We start from the raw sequence: 21,358 nt of genomic DNA, 5'->3' as shown, positions 1-21,358 counted from the left end.
ATCAGACCCCCTGGGTACGAAGTTTGGCGAGGAAGGGACCGAAGCCCTGCTCGCCCAGCCAGAATTGCAGCAGCCTGTCGACACCGTTACTGGTCAACGTGGCGCCAGCAAGTGCATCGACCTGATGCGTCGCCTCGGGGTTCGCCGGATCAACGCCCCCCTTGACGATGCGGATCGCCGGTTTGCCCTGTTCGTCGAACAGGGTCTTGCCCGGCCACAGCGCCTTCCACTTCGGATTGTCGACTTCGCCGCCAAGGCCCGGCGTCTCGGCATGCTGATAGAAACCGAGGCCGACCACCGTGTTGAGGTCGCTCTTCACCGCGACGAAACCATGCAGTGTCGACCACAGGCCGTAACCGCGCACCGGCAGGATCAGCGAATCGAGCCGGCCGTCCTGCTCGACCATGTACACGGTCGTGAAGCGCTCCCGTCGCTTGATCAGCGCGATGTCCTGCTCGCCGGCCAGAGCCTCGGACAGCTTCGGGTCCTTGGCCGCCTTGAGCGGATCGAACACGTTGGGATCGTAGGCGTCGGTGTACTCGCCGGTTTCGAGATCCACGACGCGGGCCTTGATCCGGCTGCTGAACAGATCCTTGATCTCGCGCGAGGACATCGAGGCTTCGCCGAGACCGGCGATTGCAAGGATGCTGCGCTGCTTGTCGAGCTGGCGGTTCTCGATCTGCACCGGCTTCAGCGAAACCGCTGCACCGGCGACGAAGACCGAGCTGACGAGGCTGACCGCCAGCGCCACCAGCAGCGTGCGGCTCGTCGATTCTTTCTTAGACATTGCGCGCAAGCCTCCGCTTGATGTTGGCCGCGATCACGAAATGGTCGATCAGCGGCGCACACAGGTTGGCGAACAGGATGGCCAGCATGATGCCCTCGGGGAAAGCCGGGTTAACCACGCGCACCAGCACGGTCATGACACCGACCAGGGCACCGAAGATCCACTTGCCGGTGTTGGTCATCGACGCCGACACGGGGTCGGTCGCCATGAACATCATGCCGAAGGCGAAACCGCCCATGACCAGGTGCCAATGCCAAGGCACGGAGAACATCGGGTTGGTGTCCGAGCCGATGGCGTTGAACAGCAGGCTCATGCCGACCATGCCCAGCATCACGCCGGCGACGATGCGCCAGGAGGCGATCTTCATGATCAGCAGCACCGCGCCGCCGATCAGGATGGCCAGCGTGCTGGTCTCGCCGATCGATCCGTGCACCGTGCCGAGGAAGGCGCTCATCCAGTCGATGCCATTGCCGACCACCGCCTCGATGCCGCCGGCCGCGCCGAGCGACAGCATGGTCGCGCCGGTGTAGCCGTCGACTGCGGTCCACACGGCGTCGCCCGAAATCTGTGCCGGATAGGCAAAGTACAGGAAGGCACGGCCGGTCAGCGCCGGGTTGAGGAAGTTCTTCCCGGTGCCGCCGAAGACTTCCTTGCCGATCACCACGCCGAAGCTGATGCCCAGCGCCACCTGCCAGAGCGGGATGTCCGGCGGGCAGGTCAGCGCGAACAGCACCGAGGTGACGAAGAAGCCTTCATTCACCTCATGACGGCGGATCGCGGCAAACAGCACTTCCCAGAAGCCACCGACGATGAAGGTCGTCAGGTAGATCGGCAGGAAGTAGGTCGCCCCATGCAGGAAGTTGGCCCACAGGCTGGCCGGGTCCAGCCCCGCCAGCGCGCTGGTCAGCGCGATGCGCCAGCCGTCCTGCGCCGCCATCAGCTCGGCGCTGCCGGCGAGGATGGTGTTGGCCTGGTAGCCGACGTTCCACATGCCGAAGAACATCGCCGGGAAGGTGCACAGCCACACCGTGATCATCATGCGCTTGAGGTCGAGACCGTCGCGCACATGGGACGTGGTGCGGGTGACACTGCCAGGCTTGAACAGGGCGGTGTCGATGGCTTCGTACAAGGCGTAGAACTTCTCGTACTTGCCGCCTTTTTCGAAATGATGCTCGATGCTGTCGAGCCAGGAGCGCAGACCCATTCTCAACCCTCCTTCTCGATGCGTGTGAGGTTATCCCGCAGGATGGGACCGTATTCGTACTTGCCGGCGCACACGTAGGTGCACAGCGCCAGGTCTTCCTCGTCCAGTTCCAGGCAGCCCAGCTTCTGCGCCATCTCGGTATCGCCGACGATGAGCGAGCGCAGCAGCTGCGTCGGCAGGATGTCGAGCGGCATGACTTCCTCGTAGTTGCCGATCGGCACCATCGCGCGCGCGCTGCCGTTGGTGGTGGTGGTGAAGTTGAACAGCCTGCCGGGCGAGAGCTTGGAGATGTAGAGGTTCATCACCGAGTGCTTGTCGACGCCCGCGCGCAGATAATGCAGCATCTCGCGCTCGGTGCCTTCCTCCAGGCAGGACACCTGCAGGTGGTAGCGTCCCAGGTAGGCGCAGGCGCCGCGCGAGCTGCGGCCGCCAAACACCGAACCGGAGATCACCCGCACCTTCTTGCCGGGCAGCAGCTCGCCGGCGGTGAGCTCGTCGAGATTTGCACCCAGACGCGCACGCACCAGGCGCGGCTTGTCGACCATCGGCCCGGCGATGGACACGACGCGCTCGGTCCACAGGCGGCCGGTGGAGAACAGTTTGCCGATCGCGATCACGTCCTGGTAGTTCAGGTGCCACACCGATTTGTGCGCATTGACCGGATCGAGGAAATGGATGTGGGTGCCTGCCAGGCCTGCCGGATGCGGGCCGGCGAAGGTCTCGGCGCTGACGTTGGCCAAGCCGGAACAGGGCATCTTCGTGCCCTCCGCGTGACACACGACCACGCGGGCGATGCGGGCCAGCGCCTTGAGACCGCGCGCGAAGTCGGCGGCGTGTTCGGCAATGACGATGGTCGGATCGACGGCGAGCGGATGGGTGTCCATCGCGGTGACGAAGATCGAGCTCGGCGTGCCATCCACCGCCGGCACCTTGCTGTAGGGGCGTGTGCGCAAGGCGGTCCACAGACCCGAGTCGATCAGGTTCTGGCGCACCTTGTCCTGTGCCAGCGTCTCGAGTTCGGCATCGGTGTAGCGAGCGAACTCGACCGCTTCCTCGCCTTCGAGGTCGATCACCACCGACTGCAGCACGCGCTGCTCGCCGCGATGGATTGCACTGATCGTGCCCGCGCCCGGCGCGGTGTAGACCACGCCCGGCGTCTTCTTGTCGGAGAAAAGGACCTGGCCCAGCTTCACCCGGTCACCGACCTGGACTGACATCGTCGGCTTCATGCCGTGATAGTCGAAGCCGATGACGGCCACGCTGCGCACAGGCCGACCGGCCTCGACACGCTGCGCCGGGGCGCCGGTGATGGGCAGGTCCAGTCCGCGTTTGATTCTAATCATGCGTCTCTCGCCCAAACTGTCGTGACTATGGGCGGGAGGCGAGCGTCCTCCGGGCAGGACTGCCATCCGAAGGCTGCCGACGCGCTCCCGCATCAAACAAACCCACGGATTATAAAAGATTGTTACCAACCGATCACGGTGATCGATCAGGTGACGTGCACGTTATCCGTAATATCCGAAGGGTGGAAACGGCGGATGGCAGTCCTCGACCGCCATCCGCTCGATCCCTCACGGGACAACGGCCAGCCCCAGCGAGAGCACCCGTCAGACGCGCTCGAACACCCCTGCGGCGCCCATGCCGGTGCCGACGCACATGCTGATCATGCCGTAGCGCAGACCGGGATCGCGCTGCATCGCGGCCATCAGCGTCGCGGTGCGGATTGCGCCGGTCGCGCCCAGGGGATGGCCCAGCGCGATCGCCCCGCCCAGCGGATTGACCTTGGCCGGGTCCATCTCGAGCTGACGCATCACTGCCAGCGCCTGGGCGGCGAAGGCCTCGTTGAGTTCGGTCCACCCGATGTCGCCCATGCCCACCCCTGCACGCTGCAGGGCGCGCGGAATGGCCTCGATCGGCCCGATGCCCATGACCTCGGGCGGCACGCCGGCCACCGCAAAGCTGGCAAAGCGCGCGATCGGCCTGACGCCGTAGCGCTTGACCGCCGCCTCGCTCATCAACAGCACCGCGGCCGCCCCATCGGACATCTGCGAACTGTTGCCCGCCGTCACCGAGCCGCGCGCAGCGAACACCGGCTTGAGGCTGGCGAGCTTGTCCGTGGCCGAATCCGACCGCGGCCCCTCATCCTGCGTCAGCACCCGCTCGACGATGCGCACCGTGCCGCCTTCGCCCGGCACATGTGACTTCACCGCATACGGCACGATTTCGGCCGCGAACTGCCCGGCGGCGATCGCCGCGCAGGCGCGCCGGTGAGATTCGACCGCGAAGGCATCCTGGTCCTCGCGGCTCACGTCCCACTGCTGCGCCACCCGCTCCGCCGTCAGCCCCATGCCGTAGGCGATGGCGACATTCTCCGCATGCGCGAAGATCGCCGGGTTGAGGCTGACCTTGTTGCCCATCATCTGCGGCATCGCGCTCATGCTCTCGGTGCCCGCGGCGATCATCACGTCGGCCTCGCCGAGGCGGATGCGGTTGGCGGCGTCGGCCACCGCCTGCAGCCCCGAGGCGCAGAATCGATTGATCGTGATCCCCGGCACGCTGTCGGGCAGTCCCGCCAGCAACAGGCCGATGCGCGAGACGTTCATGCCCTGCTCGGCTTCCGGCATCGCGCAACCGGTAATGACGTCGCCGATCTCGTTGCCGTCGAGGTTGGGCACCTTCGCGACCACCTCGCGCAGTACCTTCGCCAGCATGTCGTCCGGCCGCACGTTGCGGAAAGCGCCGTTGCGCTTCGCCACCGGCGTGCGCACTGCGGCGACGATGTAGGCGTCCTGAATCTGTTTGCTCATTCTTCGAGTCTCCTCAGTTGCGCAGCGGCTTGCCCGTCTCGAGCATGTGCGCGATGCGCTGCTGGGTCTTTTCGGTCTTCAGCAGTTCCACGAACTGTGCGCGCTCGACGTCCAGGATCCACTGCTCGCTGACGCGGCTGTTGGTCTCGACCTCACCGCCGCACAAGGCAATGGCCGCCGCCTTGGCGACGCGGTAGTCGTGCGCCGAGATGAAACCGCCCTCGGCCATGTTCACCAGCATCATTTCGCAGGTCGCGATGCCGTTGCGCCCCGCCACAGTGACGGCCGGATTGACCAGCGCCGGCCGCCACGCCGATTCGGCCATCGCCCGTGCGCGCCGGATCGCGGCGTAGAGGATCTCGTTGGCGTTGATCACCACGTCGTCCCCCGCCCGCCCGAAGCCGAGCTGGATCGCCTCCAGCGCGCTCTTGGCGACGGTTGCCATCGCGATCGTCTGGAAGGCGTTCTGGATGTAGGGAAAGACGTCGCCACCCGCCGCACGCTGCGCCATCGCATGGGCCTGCAAGGCGAACTCCTTGCTGCCCCCGCCTGCCGGGATCAGGCCGACGCCGGCCTCGACCAGGCCGACGTAGCTCTCGAGCGCGAACACGCGGTGCGCGGCATGCATCACGAACTCGCAGCCGCCGCCCAGCGCCATGCCCTGCACCGCCGCGACGACTGGCACCTGCGCATGCTTGATGCTCATCGACGCGCGCTGGAACTTCGCCACCATCTTCTCGAGCAGGTCGAACTGCCCGGCGCGGCAGGCCTCGCCCACCTGCTGCAGGTTGGCACCGACCGCAAACGGCGCCGGCTGCCAGACCACCAGGCCGTCGAGGTCGGCCTCGGCGCGCGCGATGGCCTCGAGCAGGCCGTCCATCACCTCGTCGCCGATCGCGTGCATCTTCGACACGATCGACACGATGCCGATGCGCGCGTCCAGGTCGGCGCGCCGCCACAGGCGGACGCCGGCGTTCTCCCACAGCGTCTCGCCGCGGTCGTCCGGCGCTTCGCCCAGGACCCGATCCGGATAGAGCTGGCGCTGATACGCGGGCAGCGCCGCGCGTGGCTTCAGCACTTTCTCCGCGGCACTGAAGGAACCCGCAGCCGCATGCACGCCGTCGCGCTCGAACACCCAGGGCGGCAATGACACGCTCGACATCGCTCGGCCGTGCTCGATGTCCTCCTGGATCATCGTCGCCACCTCACGCCAGCCCGCCGCCTGCCAGGTCTCGAACGGCCCCTGCGCCCAGCCGAAGCCCCAGCGCATCGCCAGATCGACATCGCGCGCGTTGTCGGCGATGTCCCCCAGATGCACCGCGCAGTAGTGGAACACGTCACGGAAGATCGACCACAGGAACTGCGCCTGCGGATGTGGGTGCGCCGCGAGCTGGGCGAACTTCTCCGCCGGGTCCTTCAGCTTGAGGATCGCCTCGACCTCCGGAAAGACCTCGCCGCCGCTGTCGCGGTAGTCCTGCAGGTGCAGGTCGAGCACCTGGATCTGCTTGCCCTGCTTGCGGTAGATACCGCACCCGGTCTTCTGCCCCAGCGCCCCCTTGGCGATCAATGCCTGCAACCACGCGGGCATGCTGAAGTGCGCATGCCAGGGGTCGTTGGGTAGCGTCGCCTGCATCGTGCCGACGACGTGCGCCAGCGTATCGAGCCCCACGACGTCCCCGGTGCGGAAGGTGGCGCTCTTGGGCCGGCCGATGCGCGGGCCGGTCAGCAGGTCGACTTCGTCGAAGGCGAGCCCCAGGCGCTGGGTGTGGTGCAGTACGGCGAGGATCGAGAACACACCGACGCGGTTGGCCACGAAGTTGGGCGTGTCCTTGGCGCGCACGATGCTCTTGCCCAGACGCGTCGTCAGCCAGGCCTCGAGCGCATCGAGCATTCCCGGATCGGTTTCGGCGGTGGGGATCAGCTCCACCAGCGGCATATAGCGCGGCGGGTTGAAGAAATGGATGCCGCAGAAGCGGCTGCGCGCCCCGGCTGGCATGCCGGCGGAGAGCGCATTGATCGACAGGCCGGAGGTATTCGATGCGAACACGGCGCCGGGCTTGAGGTGCGGGGCGACCTTGGCGTAGAGGTCGAGCTTCCACTCCATCTTCTCGGCGATGGCCTCGATGACGAGATCGCATTCGCCCAGCCGGGCGAGGTCGCTACCGTAGTTGGCGGCCTCGACGTACTGTGCGCGATCCTTCGCCGCGAACGGCGCCGGATCGAGCTTCTTCATGCCGGCGACGGCCTTGTCGACGATGCCGTTGGCCGGGCCTTCCCTGGCCGGCAGGTCGAAGAGGATCACCGGCACGTCGGCATTGGCGCAATGGGCGGCAATCTGCGCGCCCATGACGCCGGCGCCGAGCACGGCAACCTTGCGGATGATGAGACGACTCATGCGGTTCTCCGGATGCGAAGCGGCCGGACCACCGGGCCCGGCCGCGGCCCGCTGGCGGGGTTAGAAAGCGTGGTTGAGCTGGACCGAGAAGATGTTCACCGAGGTATCGAACGAGCCACGGACGAACTGCGCGGTCTGGTTGGTTCCGAGCACCGTACGGCGGTCGATCTTCTCCTTGTCGAAGAAGAGGTGCGCATAACCGGCATCGACCGAGGTCTGCTTGCTCAGCTTGTAGTTGAAGCCGACGGCCAGCCAGGTGCGGTCGGAGTCCGGCAGGCGCACGGTGCGGTCCGCGGCATTGCGCACGGGCGACTGGTCATAGGCGACGCCCGCGCGCAGGCGCAGCGCGTCGGTGTACTGGTACTGCATGCCGAGGCCGACGCGGTAGCTATCCTTGAAGCCGAGGTACTCGTCGGTGAGCGTCACCCCCGCGGTGCCGTGCTGGACCTTCAGACGCGGGATCGAGCTCCAGCCCGTCCAGGTGTAGTCCGCGAGGATCTGCAACTTGTCGGTGGCCTGGTGGGAGATCGCCAGCGAGGCGGTATCCGGCAGCTCGATCGACACCTTCGCGGGCGTCGAACCCGGCCCTGCCTCGACCTTGCCATTGACGTCCAGATCGATGGTGGAACGGTAGGTTAGACCCACGCGCGTCGCCGGCGTCAGCTGGAACATCGCACCTGCGTTCCAGCCCCAACCGGAGTCGTCGCCCGACAGCTTGCTCTCGACGTCAACCGTGCGCGGCAACAGTGCAGTCACCGGCTGCATGCCACGCAAGTCGGCCTCGAACTTCACGTAATTGACGCCAAAGCCCAGCGAAACCATGTCGTTGACCCGGAACGCGATGCTCGGGTTGATGTTGATCGCCTTGATCTCCGAGTAGTTGCCCTGGTAGCGCCCGATGAAGGTGTCGTCCCATTCGGTGGCGTTACCGAAGGTCGGTGAGATTCCCAAGCCGAGGCGCAGATCCTTGTTCACCGACATGGCCCAGTATGCGGCGGGCACCAGCGAGTTGCCGCCCGCATCGCCACCGTCGGTGCCGAGCGGATAGGCGGGTACCGGCGGCGCAGCAACACGCAGGGCATTCGTTCCCTTGTCCGAGAACTCGAGCGAGCGATGCAGCACGGTCAGCGCGCCCGACACATGGTGGCCCTCGCTCAGGTAGAGCATCCCTGCCGGATTGAAGTAGATCGTGCTCGCATCCTCGGCCACCGCCGCCGAACCGGCATAGGCATAACCCGTCCCCGCCCCGTTCTGGTTCTGCAGCGCAAAACCCGCAGCCATTGCGTTGCCCGTCGCCAGCGCGGCGGTTGCCGCAGCCACATTCATTGCCAGACGCTTCAGTTGCATGTGATGTCCCCTCACTTTGTCATGACTTGCGGGTTTGTCCCGCTCTACTGAAAAAACGCACTACTCACCAACAAAACTCATCCGGCTGGCAGCGGACGCTTGCGTCCCTTGTCGTCGAGGGCGACATAGGTCAGTCGCGCCTCGGTCACCTTGACCACAACGGGGTTCTCGGGATCGCGCTCGGCGAACACCTCGACATCGACCGTGATCGACGTACGCCCGATCGAACTGACCTCTGCGTAGAAGCTCACGAGATCGCCGACCGATACCGGCTGCTTGAAGACGAAGGAATTGACTGCGACCGTCGTCACGCGCGAACGCGCACGGCGCACGGCGGGAATCGCACCGGCGATGTCGACCATCGACATCACCCAACCGCCGAATACATCACCCGCCGGGTTGAGGTCCGCAGGCATCGGCATGACCCTCAGCGCGGGCTGCTTGTCATGGGGTAGCTCAGAGACAGGTACGGATGGCTCGCTCATGGTTCACTCCTGGGTGACGGTTTGCGGCGCACCTTCCGCCTGGCCCGGGATGTCGCCAATCCGGGTTTTCCCGCGGCTGCGGTCGTAGTGCAGCGGCCCACCGGTGTGCGGGGCAAAGCCCGCGCCGAAGATCACCCCCGCATCGGCCAGATCGGCATCGGCGACCACGCCCCCTCGCACGCAGCGCTCGGTGGCGGCCAGCAGCGGCGCAAGGATGCGTTCGGCCAGTTCGGGCCCGGCTGCGCCGGCCTCGCCCTTCTGCGCCTTGCCATCGACCCAGCGGTAGTAGCCTTCGCCGCTCTTGCGTCCGAGCTTGCCTTCCTCGACCAGGCGCAACAGGCGCTGCGGCGGCCGCGCGCCCTCGCCGGCCAACGCCTTGCCGGCGGCAACCGCGATGTCCAGCCCGACGGTATCGACCAGCTCGACCGGACCGATCGGCATGCCGAAGCGCACCAGCGCGGCATCCACGGTTTCCGGCGAGCGCCCCTCCTCGACGCAGCGCAGCGCCTCGAGCATGTAGGGCCCGAGCACCGCATTGACGAGGAAGCCGGGCGCGCTCTTCACCGGCAACGGCAGCTTGTCGATGGCACGCACGAAGCCGGTCGCACGACGCAGCACTTCGGCATCGGTACTTTCCCCCTGCACCACCTCGACCAGGGGCAGCATCGGAACCGGATTGAAGAAATGGATGCCGACGAGGCGCGACGGGTCCTGCAGCGCCGTGGCGATGTCCTCCAGCCGCAGGCTGGAGGTGTTGGTGGCGAGCACCGCGTCGGGCTTCGCGCGACGCTCGAGATCGGCGAACAGGCTGCGCTTGACCTCGAGATTCTCGAAGATGGCTTCGATGATGAGATCGGCGCGCGCGACACCCTGCCCCTGTGGATCGGGAATCAGCCGGTCCAGCGCGAAGCGGACCTGACGCGCGTCGCCCTTGTAGCGACGCTCGAACAGCTTCGCCGCGCGCTGGACGGCCGGCGCGATGCGCTCGACCGACTGGTCCTGCAGTGTCACCCGCATGCCGCGCAGCGCGCACACCGCGGCAATGTCGCCACCCATCACGCCGGCGCCGACCACATGCACATGCTTCGGTGCGAAATCGTTGTCCTTGCCGAAGGCCTTCAGGCGCTCCTGCAGGAAGAACACGCGTACCAGGTTCTTGGTCGTCGGCGAGGCGAAGATCGCCTCGAGCGAGGACGGATCGCCCGCCGGCACTGCAAGCGCGTTGCCCTCGTGCTTCTCCCAGATGTCGACGATGGCGAAGGGCGCAGGATAGTGGTCGCGGCTGACCTTCACGGCGGCCTGCTTGCGCGCCTTGTCCGCCACCTTGACGCGCAGCGGGCCGTTCATCGCATAGCGCAGCACGCGCTCCTGCAACGGCAGCTTGCGCGGCGGGGCATCGGACAGCGCCATGATGCGCGCGGCGGACTCCATTACGCGCACGGGAACGCAGTCGTCCACCAGCCCGAGGCGCCTGGCTTTGTCCGCATCGACGCTCTTTCCGGTCAGCATCATGTCGAGCGCGGCCGCCGGGCCGATCATGGCCGGCAGGCGCAGCATGCCGCCCCAGCCCGGGACGATGCCGAGCATCACTTCCGGCAGGGCGAGCCTGGTGCCGGGCTCTTCCACCGCGATGCGGTAACGGCACGCGAGCGCCAGTTCCAGGCCGCCGCCCAGGCAATGCCCGCGGATCAGCGCGAGCGTCGGGTATCGCACTGCGGCGAGGCGGTTGAAGAGGCTCCAGCCGCGCTCGACCAGGGCGCGCGCGGCGGCGGGCGAATCGAGCTGCGTGAATTCCTCGATGTCGGCACCGGCGATGAAGCCGGCGGACTTGCGCGAGGCAATCACCAGCGCCTTCGGCGAGCGCGCATCCAGCGCATCGAGCACCTGCGCGAACTCGGCCATGACCTCCACCGACAAGGTGTTGGCTGCGGCATCGGCGCAGTCGATCTCCAGCCAGGCCAGACCGTCGTCCTCCCGGCGCAGTCGCCAGTGCTTCCAGGTCTGTTGCGTGAATTGCGTCATTGCACGACCTCCACGAGCATCGCGCCGCCCTGCCCACCGCCGATGCAGATCGACGCCAGCCCAAGCCTGCCGCCGGTGCGGCGCAGCACGTGCAGCAAGTGCAGGACGATGCGGGCACCGCTCGCTCCGACCGGATGCCCCAGCGCCACCGCACCGCCATCGACGTTCAACCGTGCCGAATCGGGCGCACCCGGTGCGGCATCCACTCCGAGATGGGTGCGGCAATATTCGTCATCATCGAACGCGCGCAGGCACGCGATCACCTGCGCAGCAAACGCCTCGTTCAGCTCCCATGCGTCGAGATCGTTCGGTGCCAACCCGTGGCGCTGCAGGATCGGCATCGCCGCATGCACTGGCCCCAGCCCCATCTGATCCGGTGCGAGCCCGGCCCATTGGCTATCGACGATGCGTCCGATCGGTCGCAGGCCATGACGCTCGACCGCTTCGGCCGACGCCAGCAGCAGCCAGGCCGCGCCGTCGGTAATCTGCGAACTGTTGCCAGGCGTGACGCGGCCGTACTTCTTGTCGAAGAAGGGCTTGAGCTTCGCCAGCCCGGCCATCGACGAATCGCGCCGCACGCCGTCATCGGCGCCGTACACGGTGCCGTCCCGGTCGATCAGCGGCACGATTTCGTCCGAGTAGTGGCCGGCGTCCTGCCCGGCGACCACGCGCCGGTGGCTCTCCACCGCATAGGCGTCCATCTCCTCGCGCGTGATGCCGAACTTGAATGCGAGATTCTCGGCGGTCTGCCCCATCAACTGGCCGACGATGGGGTCGGTCAGCCCCTTCATGATGCCGATGACCGGTGCGAGGTAAGTCAGACGCAGGTACTTGAGCGCCACCAGCTTCTGACCGACCGTCTTGGTCGCATACCAGTTCGCCAGCCAGCGCACCATCTTCTCGGAGAACAGCAGCGGGGCGTGGGACAGGGCATCCACACCGCCGGCCAGCACCAGCCCCGAACGGCCGCACTGGATGTTGGCGATCGCAGAATCCAGCGCCTGCATGCCCGAAGCGCAATTGCGCATCACCGTCCACCCGGGCACGGCATTGCCGCACCCCATGCGCAGCGCCACCACGCGACCGATGTTCACTTCATCCGCCGCCGGACTGGCGCAGCCCAGGATCACCTCGTCGAGCTGGTCGGGCGCGAAGGACTGGCGCATCAGCAGCGCCGTACCCGCCGCGGTGGCCATGTCGGCCGCGGTGAAGGGACCGGGGCCGGTACGCGCCTTCAGGAAGGGCGTACGTGCGCCATCGACGATGAACACTTCACGACTCATGCCGCCTCCTTCAGGGCCGGCGCGACCGTCGGCGCCTCGTCCAGCGCGGCCTTGAGGCCGAAGTCATACGGGAAGTCATCGACACGGATGACCTTGTCGCGCAGCAGGTTGCGGCGCTCGACGATGCGATACTCGTCCTCGCTGATCACGCCGGCATCGCGCGCCTGGCGCCACATTTCGTCCGCGTCGCCAGTGGTGAGCAGACCGGGCTTGAAGCGGCCGTCGCGCTGCGCCTGCTTGAGCTTGTCCTCGACCGGTTCCGCCGCGATCGTCGCCGCCAGCGCCGCTTCGAGCGCGCCGACGGGCTCCTCGATATCCGTCGGCAGATAGACGTCGGACGTCAGCCGGTCGCGGGTGGCCGATGGCGTGATCAGCAGCGCCGCGACCTCATGCCCCAGCTTGTCGGACGGCACCACGTAGGGCCGGCCGAGCGGGAACACCACGAGACGGCGCAGCACGAGAGCGAAGAGCCTGTTCGGGAAGTTCGCGATCACGCCCTCGAAAGCCTGCTGGATGCGGAACATGCAGTCCCAGATCGCCCAGTGCATCAGCGGCGCATCGGCAGCCGGCCGGCCGTCGGCCTCGTAGCGCCTGAGCGTTGCCGTGGCCAGGTACATCAGCGACAGGATGTCGCCCAGGCGGGCCGACAGCTTCTCCTTGCGCTTGAGCGCGCCGCCCATGGTCCCCATCGAGATGTCGGCGATGAAGGCGAAGGCGGCCGAGAAGCGCGTGAGCTGCTGGTAGTAGCGGCGCGTCTCGGGCGCGACGTCCGACGGCACCTTGACGAAGTGCGAGCCGGTCAGGCCCATCACCACCGCACGCGCCGCGTTCGACACCGTGAAGCCGACGTGCCCCCACAAGGCCTTGTCGAAGGCGCGCGCGTCATTGCGCTGCGCGGCGCCCATCTCCTCGAGCACGAACGGATGGCAACGGATTGCGCCCTGACCGAACAGGATCAGGCTGCGCGTCAGGATGTTGGCCCCCTCCACCGTAATACCGACCGGAATCTGCTGGTAGGCACGGCCGAGGAAGTTCTGCGGCCCCAGGCAGATGCCCTTGCCCCCGATCACGTCCATGCCGTCATTGACTACCTGGCGCGCGCGCTCGGTGACGTGATACTTGACGATCGCCGACACCACCGACGGCTTCTCGCCCAGATCGATCGCGCCCGCGGTCATCACGCGCGCCGCGTCACACAGGTAAGTGTTGGCGCCAATGCGCGTCAGCGCCTCCTCGACGCCTTCGAAACGACCGATCTGGGTCTTGAACTGGTAGCGCACGCGGGCGTAGGCACCCACGGCGCGCGCGGTCAGCTTCTGCATGCCGGCATTCGAGCCCGGCAGCGAGATCGAGCGCCCGGCCGCTAGGCACTCCATGAGCATGCGCCAGCCCTGGCCGGCCATCTTCGGCCCGCCGATGATGAAATCGAGCGGCATGAAGACCTCCTTGCCACGCACCGGCCCGTTCATCCACACCGCGTTCAGCGGAAAGTGGCGGCGACCGATGTCCACGCCGGGATGGTCGTGTGGCACCAGCGCGCAGGTGATGCCGATATCCTTGTCGCCACCGAGCAGCCCGTCGGGGTCGTAGAGACGGAAAGCCAGGCCGAACACGGTGCACACCGGGGCGAGCGTGATGTAGCGCTTGTCGAAGTTCACACGCACCCCCAGCACTTCCTCGCCGTTCCACATGCCCTTGCACACCACGCCGGCATCGGGAATGGAGGCGGCGTCCGACCCTGCCCACGGGCTGGTCAGCGCGAACGCCGGAATCTCGCGGCCGCAGGCCAGTCCGGGCAGGTAATGCTGTTTCTGCTCGGGCGTACCGTAATGCAGCAGCAGCTCCGCCGGGCCAAGGGAGTTCGGCACCATCACCGTCACCGCCGGGGCAGACGAGCGGGTCGACAGCTTGGTGATGACCTGCGAGTGGGCATAGGCCGAGAAGCCCTTTCCGCCATATTCCTTCGGGATGATCATCCCGAGGAAACCCTTGTCCTTGATGTACCGCCACACCTCGGCCGGCATGTCCTGCTGCTGGGTGCACGCCCAGTCGTTGGTCAGGCGGCACAGCTCCTCGACCTCGTTGTCGAGGAAGGATTGTTCCTCGGCCGTGAGACGCGGCCAAGGGTAGTTCTGGAGCTTCTTCCAGTCGGGCTCGCCACGGAACAACTCACCCTCCCACCACACCGTACCGGCTTCCAGCGCATCCCGTTCGGTCTGCGACATCGTCGGCAACGCCTTGCGGAAGGCCTTGAAGATCGGCGCCGTCACCCATTGCCGGCGCAGCGCGTCGACGAGGAACAGGCTCATCGTGCCGCCATATGCGACAAGCGCAAGCAGCGTCACCGCCACCGGCCAGTCAGCCGCCCAGCCCATTGCCGCGAGCCACACCAGGCCCGCCAGCAACCAGGCAAAAAGTGGCGCTCGCCCGTAGGCGAGCGCACCTGCCAAGGGAGGGAGGGAAACCAGCAACAACCAGATCATCACGTTCTCCTCTTGCCGGGCGCTCGGTTTCGATTCGGCGCCCTGTCGTTGAAATCAGTCGGTATCGGTCGCCCCGAAGTCGGGCAACGGCGCGCGCAGGCCCCCGAGCAGGAAGCTCATCAAGCGCGGCAGGAGCTTCGCCGGGTCATCGGTCTCGTAGGGCATGCCCGCCATCGCATGCACGCTTTCGATGCCGGCAATGGCAAAGGACATCGCCCCCATCATGAAATGGAAGCGCCACATCACCTCGGTGCGCGGCACACCCGGCAGCGCGCGGAAAAGCGCCCCGAGGAAGCGATCCATCACTTCGGCGTACTCCTCGGCGAGAAACTGACGGACGAAGGCGTTCGGCTCGTCGTAGGTGCGACTGAGCAGGCGCATGAAGAGGTTGCCGCCATGCTCGGTGTCGGCAGCCAGCGCCAGCGCCGTCCCGAAGAAGGCCTCGACGATGCGGCTCGGCTTCAGGGGCGCCTCGCCCGCCTCGACCTCCAGCCGGTCGAGCGCGGCAAGCCGTGTCTCGTTCAGCGCTGTCAGCCTGCGGCGAAAAACCGCCTGGATCAGCGCGTCCTTGCTGCCGAAGTGGTAATTGACCGCAGCGAGATTGGCATTCGCCGCCCCGGTGATCATGCGCATCGAGGTGCCTTCAAAGCCATGCTCGACGAACAGCCGCTCGGCCGCATCGAGGATGCGGTCACGCGTTTCGGGCGGTGAATTACGGCGCTCAGCGGACATCGGCAATCTCTTTCAAACGTTTGTTTGAATAATACATTCTCTTTATTCACTGTCAAGCGCCGTTTATGGAACGGCGCCCCGGAAGACACGGGTTTGACTCCCGACCGGCCGGGCAACAGAATCGGGCGCTTCCGCCGCCCCATCCCGGACTGCCTCAATGAGACGCGCCCCCTCCGCCGCCCTGCCCGCCACCGAGCCGACCGAACGTCACGACTGGCAGACCCTGAAAAGCCTGTTTCCCTTCATCTGGGCCTACAAAGGCCGGGTGATCTTCGCGCTCGCCTGCCTCGTTGCGGCGAAGGGCGCGAACGTGACGGTGCCCATCGTTTTCAAGCACCTGATCGACGACCTCACGATCACGCGCGAACAGGCCTTCATCGTCGTGCCCGCGGCGCTGCTCCTTGCCTACGGCGCCTTCCGCTTCTCGACCTCACTGCTCACCGAGCTGCGCGAGGTCGTCTTCGCCCGTGTCACGCAGCAGGCGGTGCGCGAGATCTCGCTGCGCGTGTTCCGCCACCTGCATGCGCTGTCGTTGCGATTCCACCTGGAACGCCAGACCGGCGGCCTGACGCGCGACATCGAGCGCGGCACGCGCTCGATCGGCTCGCTGATCAGCTACACGCTGTATTCGATCCTGCCGACACTGATCGAAATCGGACTGGTGATCGGCATCCTGCTGGTGCAGTACGACGCGGTGTTCGCGTTGATCACCCTCACCGCACTCGTGATCTACATCGTGTTTACGGTCAAGGTCACCAACTGGCGCACCGCGCTGCGCCGCCAGGCAAACGAACTGGATTCCGCCGCCAACGCGCGCGCCATCGACAGCCTGATCAACTTCGAGACGGTGAAGTACTTCAACAACGAGGCGTTCGAGGCGCGGCGCTACGACGAACAGCTGCAGAAATGGACCAAGGCGCAGGTGACCAACCAGTACTCGCTGTCTGCGCTCAACGTCGGCCAGGCGGCGATCATCGCGGTGGCCGTCACCGCGATGATGTGGCAGGCGGCGATCCGGGTCGCCTCCGGCGAAATGACGATCGGCGACATCGTGCTGGTCAATGCCTTCCTGATCCAGCTCTACATCCCGCTGAACTTCCTCGGCGTGCTGTACCGCGAGATCCGGCAGTCGCTCACCGACATCGAACGCATGTTCGGCCTGATGCACCAGCACCGCGAGATCGCCGACGCAGCCGACGCCCTCCCCCTGCCGGCCGGCCCGGCCAGCGTGCGCTTCGAGAAGGTCAGCTTCGCCTATGACGCCAAGCGCCCGATCCTGTTCGACGTCGATTTCGAGGTTCCGACCGGCAGCACGGTGGCGGTCGTGGGCCACTCCGGCTCGGGAAAGTCGACGCTCGCCCGCCTGCTCTACCGCTTCTACGACGTGCAGGGCGGCGCCATCCGCATCAACGGCCACGACATCCGTCAGCTCACGCAGGACAGCCTGCGCGCAGCCATCGGTATCGTTCCGCAGGACACTGTGCTGTTCAACGACACCCTGTTCTACAACATCCAGTACGGTCGCCCCACCGCCAGCCGCGAGGAAGTGGAAGCTGCGGCGCGCGCCGCCCAGCTCGAGGACTTCATCCGCCAGCTGCCAGACGGCTACGAGACGCGTGTCGGCGAGCGCGGGCTGAAGCTTTCGGGCGGCGAGAAGCAGCGCGTGGCGATCGCCCGCGCCCTGCTGAAGAACCCCGCCATCCTGATCTTCGACGAGGCCACTTCGGCCCTCGACTCCAAGACCGAGAAGGCGATCCAGGCGCAGATCGAGCGCGCCGCGCAGGGCCGCACCGCGCTGGTCATCGCGCACCGGCTGTCGACGATCATGGATGCGGACGAGATCATCGTGCTCGACGGTGGACGCATCGTCGAGCGTGGCCGCCATACCCCGCTGCTGGCGAAAGGCGGCGCATACGCGCAGATGTGGCTGCTGCAGCAGCAGGAAGAGGCCGCGGACACACGCGCCTGAACGCCGACAAGAAAACGGCGCCCGCAGGCGCCGAATTCCTTCACTTCAGGCCGAGGCGCTCAGTGGGCGCGTTCGCGACGACGCAGACCCACCATGCCGAGCAAGGCGATGCCGGCGAGCGCGAGCGAGCCGGGTTCGGGCACCGTACCCACACTGGAGCTGGGCGGCTTCACCGTGCCGGTGACGTTGGCAAGCTTGAGGTAGTCGTACTTTGGCTGATCGCCCCAGGCCTTACATTTCCCCCATTTGTCAAAACTGATGCAACCACTGGACGTATCGTTAGTCACACCAACACCCGCCGCGAAACCGCCGGCCCCGATCAGCCAGAAGCTCGAATAGGTGTTCTCGAACGCACCCGAAGTCGTACCGAGGTTCCGCGTGCTGGTACCGATGTCGGCGTAGTTGCCGATCAGCGTCCAGCCACGGCTGGTCAGATTGGAGAAGGTCCCGCCATCGAGCGACTGGACGGCAGTCATCGACCCGAGCCCGGTGAACGCCATCACGAAGATGTCCGTGTCGTTGTAGGTCCAACCCGCCCTGACCGACTCCAGCCGAACCGCACTGTCGAAGCTCAGCAGCGCAAGCTCGTAGCCATCCTTGTTATCGAGCGCGTGCTGGCCATCGGAGGACGACTCGCCGCCGACACCGATACCGCTGCCGCTCCAGTATCCGACCGAAGTCTTGTAGATGTCGGAAGCATTGGATGTGGCCTTCCATCCAGTCACCTCGGGCTCGTTCGCTGCCGAGTTCGTCAGCGTCCAGTTGGTGGCGGCCATTGCGGAGAGGGATCCCGCACACAGCACCGCAGCCAGAATCGACCTCAATACATTTTTTTTCATTTTATTGCCTACTCACAAGATGCTCTGGCTACTATCTAGCAAAAATCGAGCCAAATAAGCACTTCCCATTCAAATCAGCTCATTGCGAAAGGCGCCTTTCGCAATGAGCTACGCGACCGTCAAGATTTCCGACACTATTGAAGCTCCCTGAGCAGCGCGCTGGCTTCGTCGATCCACGCGCCGCCCGGCGCCCCTTGTAGTGCAAGCCGCAGTTCGGCACGTGCTTCGTCGATGCGTCCTTGGCGCGCGAGGGCATAGCCAAGATGCCAGCGGATCTCCGGGTCGTGCGGCGCCCGCAAGCGGGCGTCCCGCAGGTGGCGCATGGCCTCGTCCAGCCTTCCCGCGCGGGCCAGGGACCAGCCCAGGGTATCGATCACCCCAACATTCCCCGGCGACAGCGACAAGGCCTTCTCGGCCAACGCCACCGGATCACCCTCACCCAGCATCAGCAGCACATTGGCCAGATTGTTGTACACGTTCGGCCCGGCACGATTGTCGGCAAGCAGACGCTCATATTCGGCACGCGCCGCCTTCCAGTTGCGGTCACGCATCCACAGTTCGGCAAGCATTTCCCTTACCCCGGCGTCCTCGCCCCTGTCGGCCAACCAGGTCGTCAGCAGGGGCACGGCGGACTTCGGTTCGCCCTTCAGCACTGCGACGCTGGCGCGCCGCTTGAGCAGCTCCAGCGTCGGCTGCAGCCTGAACGCCTCTTCGTAGTGTCGTTCCGCCTCGCCATAGCGCTCGCGTGTGACGGCAACATCCCCCGCAAGACGGAGGCCGCTCGCGCTGCGGGGGTGGGTCGATCGCAGTGAGGCCACGAGCCCGTCGATCGTCGCCGGCCCCACCTCCGCATCGAGCAGCGCTGCCTCGATCTCCAGCACCATTGCCGCCTCGTCCTTCGGCTTGCCCTGCAACGCCTTCTGCGCGGCGTAGGCGGCACCGGTAGGATTCGATGCAGCGAGTTGCAGGTAGCCGACGCGCACCAGCTTCGCGGCATCGTACTCGGCAAGCTTCGTCATCTCGCGCAAGGTCTGCTGCGCAGCCTTTTCGTCCCCGATGCCGATCTGGGCTTCGGCGAGCGCCGCCAGCACCGGGAGATCCGAACTGCGCCGGGACGCCAGTGCCTTGGCCGCCTCCAGGGCGCCGGCCTTGTCGCCCGCCGCCGCCCTGGCCGAAACCAGGGTGATACCGAAAAGCGGATCGGCAGGGCGCTCGGCCACGGCCTTCTCGAACCAGCGTATCGCCGCATCAGGATTGCCCACCCTCTGCTCGAGCAGGCCGGACTCGTACATCGCCACGGCATCGCTGCGATTCGACTTCAGCAGCGCGGCGTAAGCGCTGCGGGCCTGCTCGAAACGTCCGTCGGCCACATCCAGGCGCGCCAGGTTGAGTCGGGCCGGAGGGAAGTTCGCATCACGCTCCAGCGCTTGCGAATAGGCGGTGCGCGCACCGGCTGGATCTCCGGCGGCGGCCCGCATGCCACCGAGCAGATTCAGCGACAGGGGGCTACCCGGCAATGCAACCGCCGCCTTCTCGGCCACGGCCAGTGCCCCCTTTGGATCCCCCTGCCGGATCAGGGCGTTCGCCAGCGCGTTGGCAACGACGAAATCATGCGGCGTCCTGTCGAAGGCCGCCTGCAGACTCTCGACCGCAGCCGCCGTATCTCCTCCCGCGAGACGACTGAAGCCCAGCGCCGCCTGCGCTCCGACGGCCCCGCCCCGTGCCGCCCGCTCGAGCAGTTCGGCCGCCTTGCCATAACGCTGCTGGGCGAGATTGACCCGCCCCAGCAGGTGAAGCGCCTGCGGGTCGTCCGGCTGGACGCGCAACACATGCTCGAGCAAACCGGTCGCTCGCGCATGGTCGCCCATGTCGAGATGGATCGACGCCAGCAGCCTGCGCGCCCCGAGATTGTTCGGGTAGCGGCCAACGGCGGTCTCGAGGTACTTCCTCGCTTTCTCCAGCTGTCGCCCTGCGTGGTGCGCCAACGCCCCAACCATCAGCAACTGCTCATGGCCCGCGACCCAATCCGCCGGCAGGGCATCCACCAGCCCGGCCGCCTCGGCGAGATGCCGGGCTGACTGCCCACTGTCGCCCGCTCGCTCTGCAAGCAAGGCCAGCAGATAGGAAGCCCGCGGCTCCACTGCCCCGTCGAGCACCGGCACCAGCGCTGCGCGTGCCTCATCGCCGCGCCCGAGATCGATGAGGATGCCCGCGCGGGCGACGCTCGCATCGACCAGGCCCGGATCGAGCGCAACCGCCCGCTCATAGTCGCCGAGCGCAGCAGCCAGGCTTCCCGTGGCATGCAGCACCGAGGCGCGCGCATTGAATGCGGGCGCGTACTCGGGCCCGAGCCTGACGGCCTGCTCCGCCCGCTCGCGCGCGAGATCGCGCTTGCCGGCGGCAATCAGCATCGGCACCTCGGCCGCGAGCGGCACCGGAGATGCCGGATCGATCGCCCGCGCCTCGGCGTAGCTGCGCTCGGCCTCGGCATGCTGACCGAGCGCAGCGTGCGCCGAGCCACGAAGCGTCAGCACCTGAAGGCGAACAGCCAGCGGCAGACCTTCGGCCGACACCGTATCGAGCAGAACCTTGGGCCGCCCCTGCAGCAGGTAGATTCGCGCCATCGGCACCGCCACCTCGGCCCGGCTGACGCCGAGCCTCGAGGCCTCGCGAAAGGCCACTTCCGCGGGACCGACATCACCCTGATCGAGGTAGGCACGCGCAAGAAGCAGATGCGCGGCGAGCATGCCGCGGTCCTCCTGCAGGGCGTTCTTGAGCTGGATGATCGCCCCTGCGACATCCCTCGCCTCGAAGCGCTTCAGGCCATCCTCGTAGTAGCGGCCTGCCGCCGCAGAGTCGGCCAGCACGTTGCCCGACAGAAAAATGGCAAGGACGCCCGCAGCGAGCAAACGGAATGGAGCGGTCATGATTTCAAGGGGTACGAAGACGGTCGCGCCGAGTATACCGAGGGCATCCGGGTGACACCTGTGCATTGCGTCACCGCC

14 protein-coding genes are annotated in these 21,358 nt (G+C 66.5%); 1 reads left to right on the top strand and 13 read right to left on the bottom strand.

Going from position 1 to position 21,358, the window contains the following annotated elements; genetic code table 11:
• Position 1 precedes the first annotated feature (1 nt).
• The 11 genes from C664_RS04160 to C664_RS04110 all read right to left on the bottom strand — a co-directional run bounded on the left by C664_RS04160 (position 2) and on the right by C664_RS04110 (position 15,545).
• The gene (locus C664_RS04160) at positions 2–787 is read right to left on the bottom strand and encodes a Na(+)-translocating NADH-quinone reductase subunit C (protein WP_004253732.1); all 786 of its coding nucleotides are present in this window, start codon (positions 785–787) and stop codon (positions 2–4) included.
• The gene (locus tag C664_RS04155; RefSeq protein ID WP_004253730.1) at positions 780–1,991 is read right to left on the bottom strand and encodes an NADH:ubiquinone reductase (Na(+)-transporting) subunit B; all 1,212 of its coding nucleotides are present in this window, start codon (positions 1,989–1,991) and stop codon (positions 780–782) included. Before C664_RS04155 ends, C664_RS04160 begins: the two co-directional genes overlap by 8 nt.
• Positions 1,992–1,993: 2 nt before the next feature.
• Entirely contained in the window at positions 1,994–3,334 is a 1,341-nt protein-coding gene (locus tag C664_RS04150) for a Na(+)-translocating NADH-quinone reductase subunit A (RefSeq protein WP_004253728.1), read from the bottom strand.
• A gap of 264 nt (positions 3,335–3,598) precedes the next feature.
• Positions 3,599–4,798, bottom strand: coding sequence for an acetyl-CoA C-acyltransferase (locus C664_RS04145; RefSeq protein ID WP_004253724.1), 1,200 nt, complete (start codon positions 4,796–4,798; stop codon positions 3,599–3,601).
• Between the two features lie 13 nt (positions 4,799–4,811).
• Positions 4,812–7,193 (bottom strand): 3-hydroxyacyl-CoA dehydrogenase/enoyl-CoA hydratase family protein, encoded by a 2,382-nt coding sequence (locus C664_RS04140; protein WP_004253722.1) that lies wholly within the window; start codon positions 7,191–7,193, stop codon positions 4,812–4,814.
• Positions 7,194–7,253: 60 nt separating this feature from the next.
• Entirely contained in the window at positions 7,254–8,540 is a 1,287-nt protein-coding gene (locus C664_RS04135; protein ID WP_004253719.1) for an OmpP1/FadL family transporter, read from the bottom strand.
• Positions 8,541–8,617: 77 nt separating this feature from the next.
• Positions 8,618–9,025: an acyl-CoA thioesterase gene (locus C664_RS04130; RefSeq protein ID WP_038010909.1), complete on the bottom strand. Its 408-nt coding sequence runs from the start codon at positions 9,023–9,025 to the stop codon at positions 8,618–8,620.
• A gap of 3 nt (positions 9,026–9,028) precedes the next feature.
• Positions 9,029–11,047 (bottom strand): 3-hydroxyacyl-CoA dehydrogenase NAD-binding domain-containing protein, encoded by a 2,019-nt coding sequence (locus C664_RS04125; RefSeq protein ID WP_004253713.1) that lies wholly within the window; start codon positions 11,045–11,047, stop codon positions 9,029–9,031.
• Positions 11,044–12,330, bottom strand: coding sequence for an acetyl-CoA C-acetyltransferase (locus C664_RS04120; RefSeq protein ID WP_004253710.1), 1,287 nt, complete (start codon positions 12,328–12,330; stop codon positions 11,044–11,046). The genes C664_RS04125 and C664_RS04120 overlap by 4 nt, the downstream gene beginning before the upstream one ends.
• Positions 12,327–14,813, bottom strand: coding sequence for an acyl-CoA dehydrogenase (locus tag C664_RS04115; RefSeq protein WP_004253706.1), 2,487 nt, complete (start codon positions 14,811–14,813; stop codon positions 12,327–12,329). Before C664_RS04115 ends, C664_RS04120 begins: the two co-directional genes overlap by 4 nt.
• 54 nt (positions 14,814–14,867) lie before the next feature.
• The gene (locus C664_RS04110) at positions 14,868–15,545 is read right to left on the bottom strand and encodes a TetR/AcrR family transcriptional regulator (RefSeq protein WP_004253703.1); all 678 of its coding nucleotides are present in this window, start codon (positions 15,543–15,545) and stop codon (positions 14,868–14,870) included.
• 157 nt (positions 15,546–15,702) lie between these two features.
• Between C664_RS04110 and C664_RS04105 the strand changes: the two genes are divergently transcribed.
• Positions 15,703–17,514 (top strand): ABCB family ABC transporter ATP-binding protein/permease, encoded by a 1,812-nt coding sequence (locus C664_RS04105; protein WP_004253700.1) that lies wholly within the window; start codon positions 15,703–15,705, stop codon positions 17,512–17,514.
• 59 nt (positions 17,515–17,573) lie between these two features.
• Here C664_RS04105 and C664_RS04100 read toward each other — a convergent pair whose 3' ends face one another.
• Both C664_RS04100 and prsT read right to left on the bottom strand, forming a co-directional pair.
• On the bottom strand, positions 17,574–18,353 hold the full coding sequence (locus C664_RS04100) for a PEP-CTERM sorting domain-containing protein (RefSeq protein WP_038010906.1): 780 nt from the start codon (positions 18,351–18,353) through the stop codon (positions 17,574–17,576).
• Positions 18,354–18,487: 134 nt separating this feature from the next.
• Entirely contained in the window at positions 18,488–21,280 is a 2,793-nt protein-coding gene (gene prsT / locus C664_RS04095; RefSeq protein WP_038010903.1) for an XrtA/PEP-CTERM system TPR-repeat protein PrsT, read from the bottom strand.
• Positions 21,281–21,358: the final 78 nt, after the last annotated feature.

The sequence above is a fragment of the Thauera sp. 63 genome, assembly GCF_000310165.2.
In the GTDB taxonomy this organism is placed as follows: domain Bacteria; phylum Pseudomonadota; class Gammaproteobacteria; order Burkholderiales; family Rhodocyclaceae; genus Thauera; species Thauera humireducens.
This window is presented reverse-complemented; position numbering and strand designations above follow the sequence as displayed.

Bases quoted from the DNA above. Each gene is read 5' to 3' on its own strand.
- C664_RS04150 (WP_004253728.1), bottom strand. From the start codon at position 3,334: ATGATTAGAATCAAACGCGGACTGGACCTGCCCATCACCGGCGCCCCG.
- C664_RS04125 (WP_004253713.1), bottom strand. From the start codon at position 11,047: ATGACGCAATTCACGCAACAGACCTGGAAGCACTGGCGACTGCGCCGG.
- C664_RS04155 (WP_004253730.1), bottom strand. From the start codon at position 1,991: ATGGGTCTGCGCTCCTGGCTCGACAGCATCGAGCATCATTTCGAAAAA.
- C664_RS04140 (WP_004253722.1), bottom strand. From the start codon at position 7,193: ATGAGTCGTCTCATCATCCGCAAGGTTGCCGTGCTCGGCGCCGGCGTC.
- C664_RS04110 (WP_004253703.1), bottom strand. From the start codon at position 15,545: ATGTCCGCTGAGCGCCGTAATTCACCGCCCGAAACGCGTGACCGCATC.
- C664_RS04130 (WP_038010909.1), bottom strand. From the start codon at position 9,025: ATGAGCGAGCCATCCGTACCTGTCTCTGAGCTACCCCATGACAAGCAG.
- C664_RS04145 (WP_004253724.1), bottom strand. From the start codon at position 4,798: ATGAGCAAACAGATTCAGGACGCCTACATCGTCGCCGCAGTGCGCACG.
- C664_RS04160 (WP_004253732.1), bottom strand. From the start codon at position 787: ATGTCTAAGAAAGAATCGACGAGCCGCACGCTGCTGGTGGCGCTGGCG.
- C664_RS04115 (WP_004253706.1), bottom strand. From the start codon at position 14,813: ATGATCTGGTTGTTGCTGGTTTCCCTCCCTCCCTTGGCAGGTGCGCTC.
- C664_RS04100 (WP_038010906.1), bottom strand. From the start codon at position 18,353: ATGAAAAAAAATGTATTGAGGTCGATTCTGGCTGCGGTGCTGTGTGCG.
- prsT (WP_038010903.1), bottom strand. From the start codon at position 21,280: ATGACCGCTCCATTCCGTTTGCTCGCTGCGGGCGTCCTTGCCATTTTT.
- C664_RS04105 (WP_004253700.1), top strand. From the start codon at position 15,703: ATGAGACGCGCCCCCTCCGCCGCCCTGCCCGCCACCGAGCCGACCGAA.
- C664_RS04120 (WP_004253710.1), bottom strand. From the start codon at position 12,330: ATGAGTCGTGAAGTGTTCATCGTCGATGGCGCACGTACGCCCTTCCTG.
- C664_RS04135 (WP_004253719.1), bottom strand. From the start codon at position 8,540: ATGCAACTGAAGCGTCTGGCAATGAATGTGGCTGCGGCAACCGCCGCG.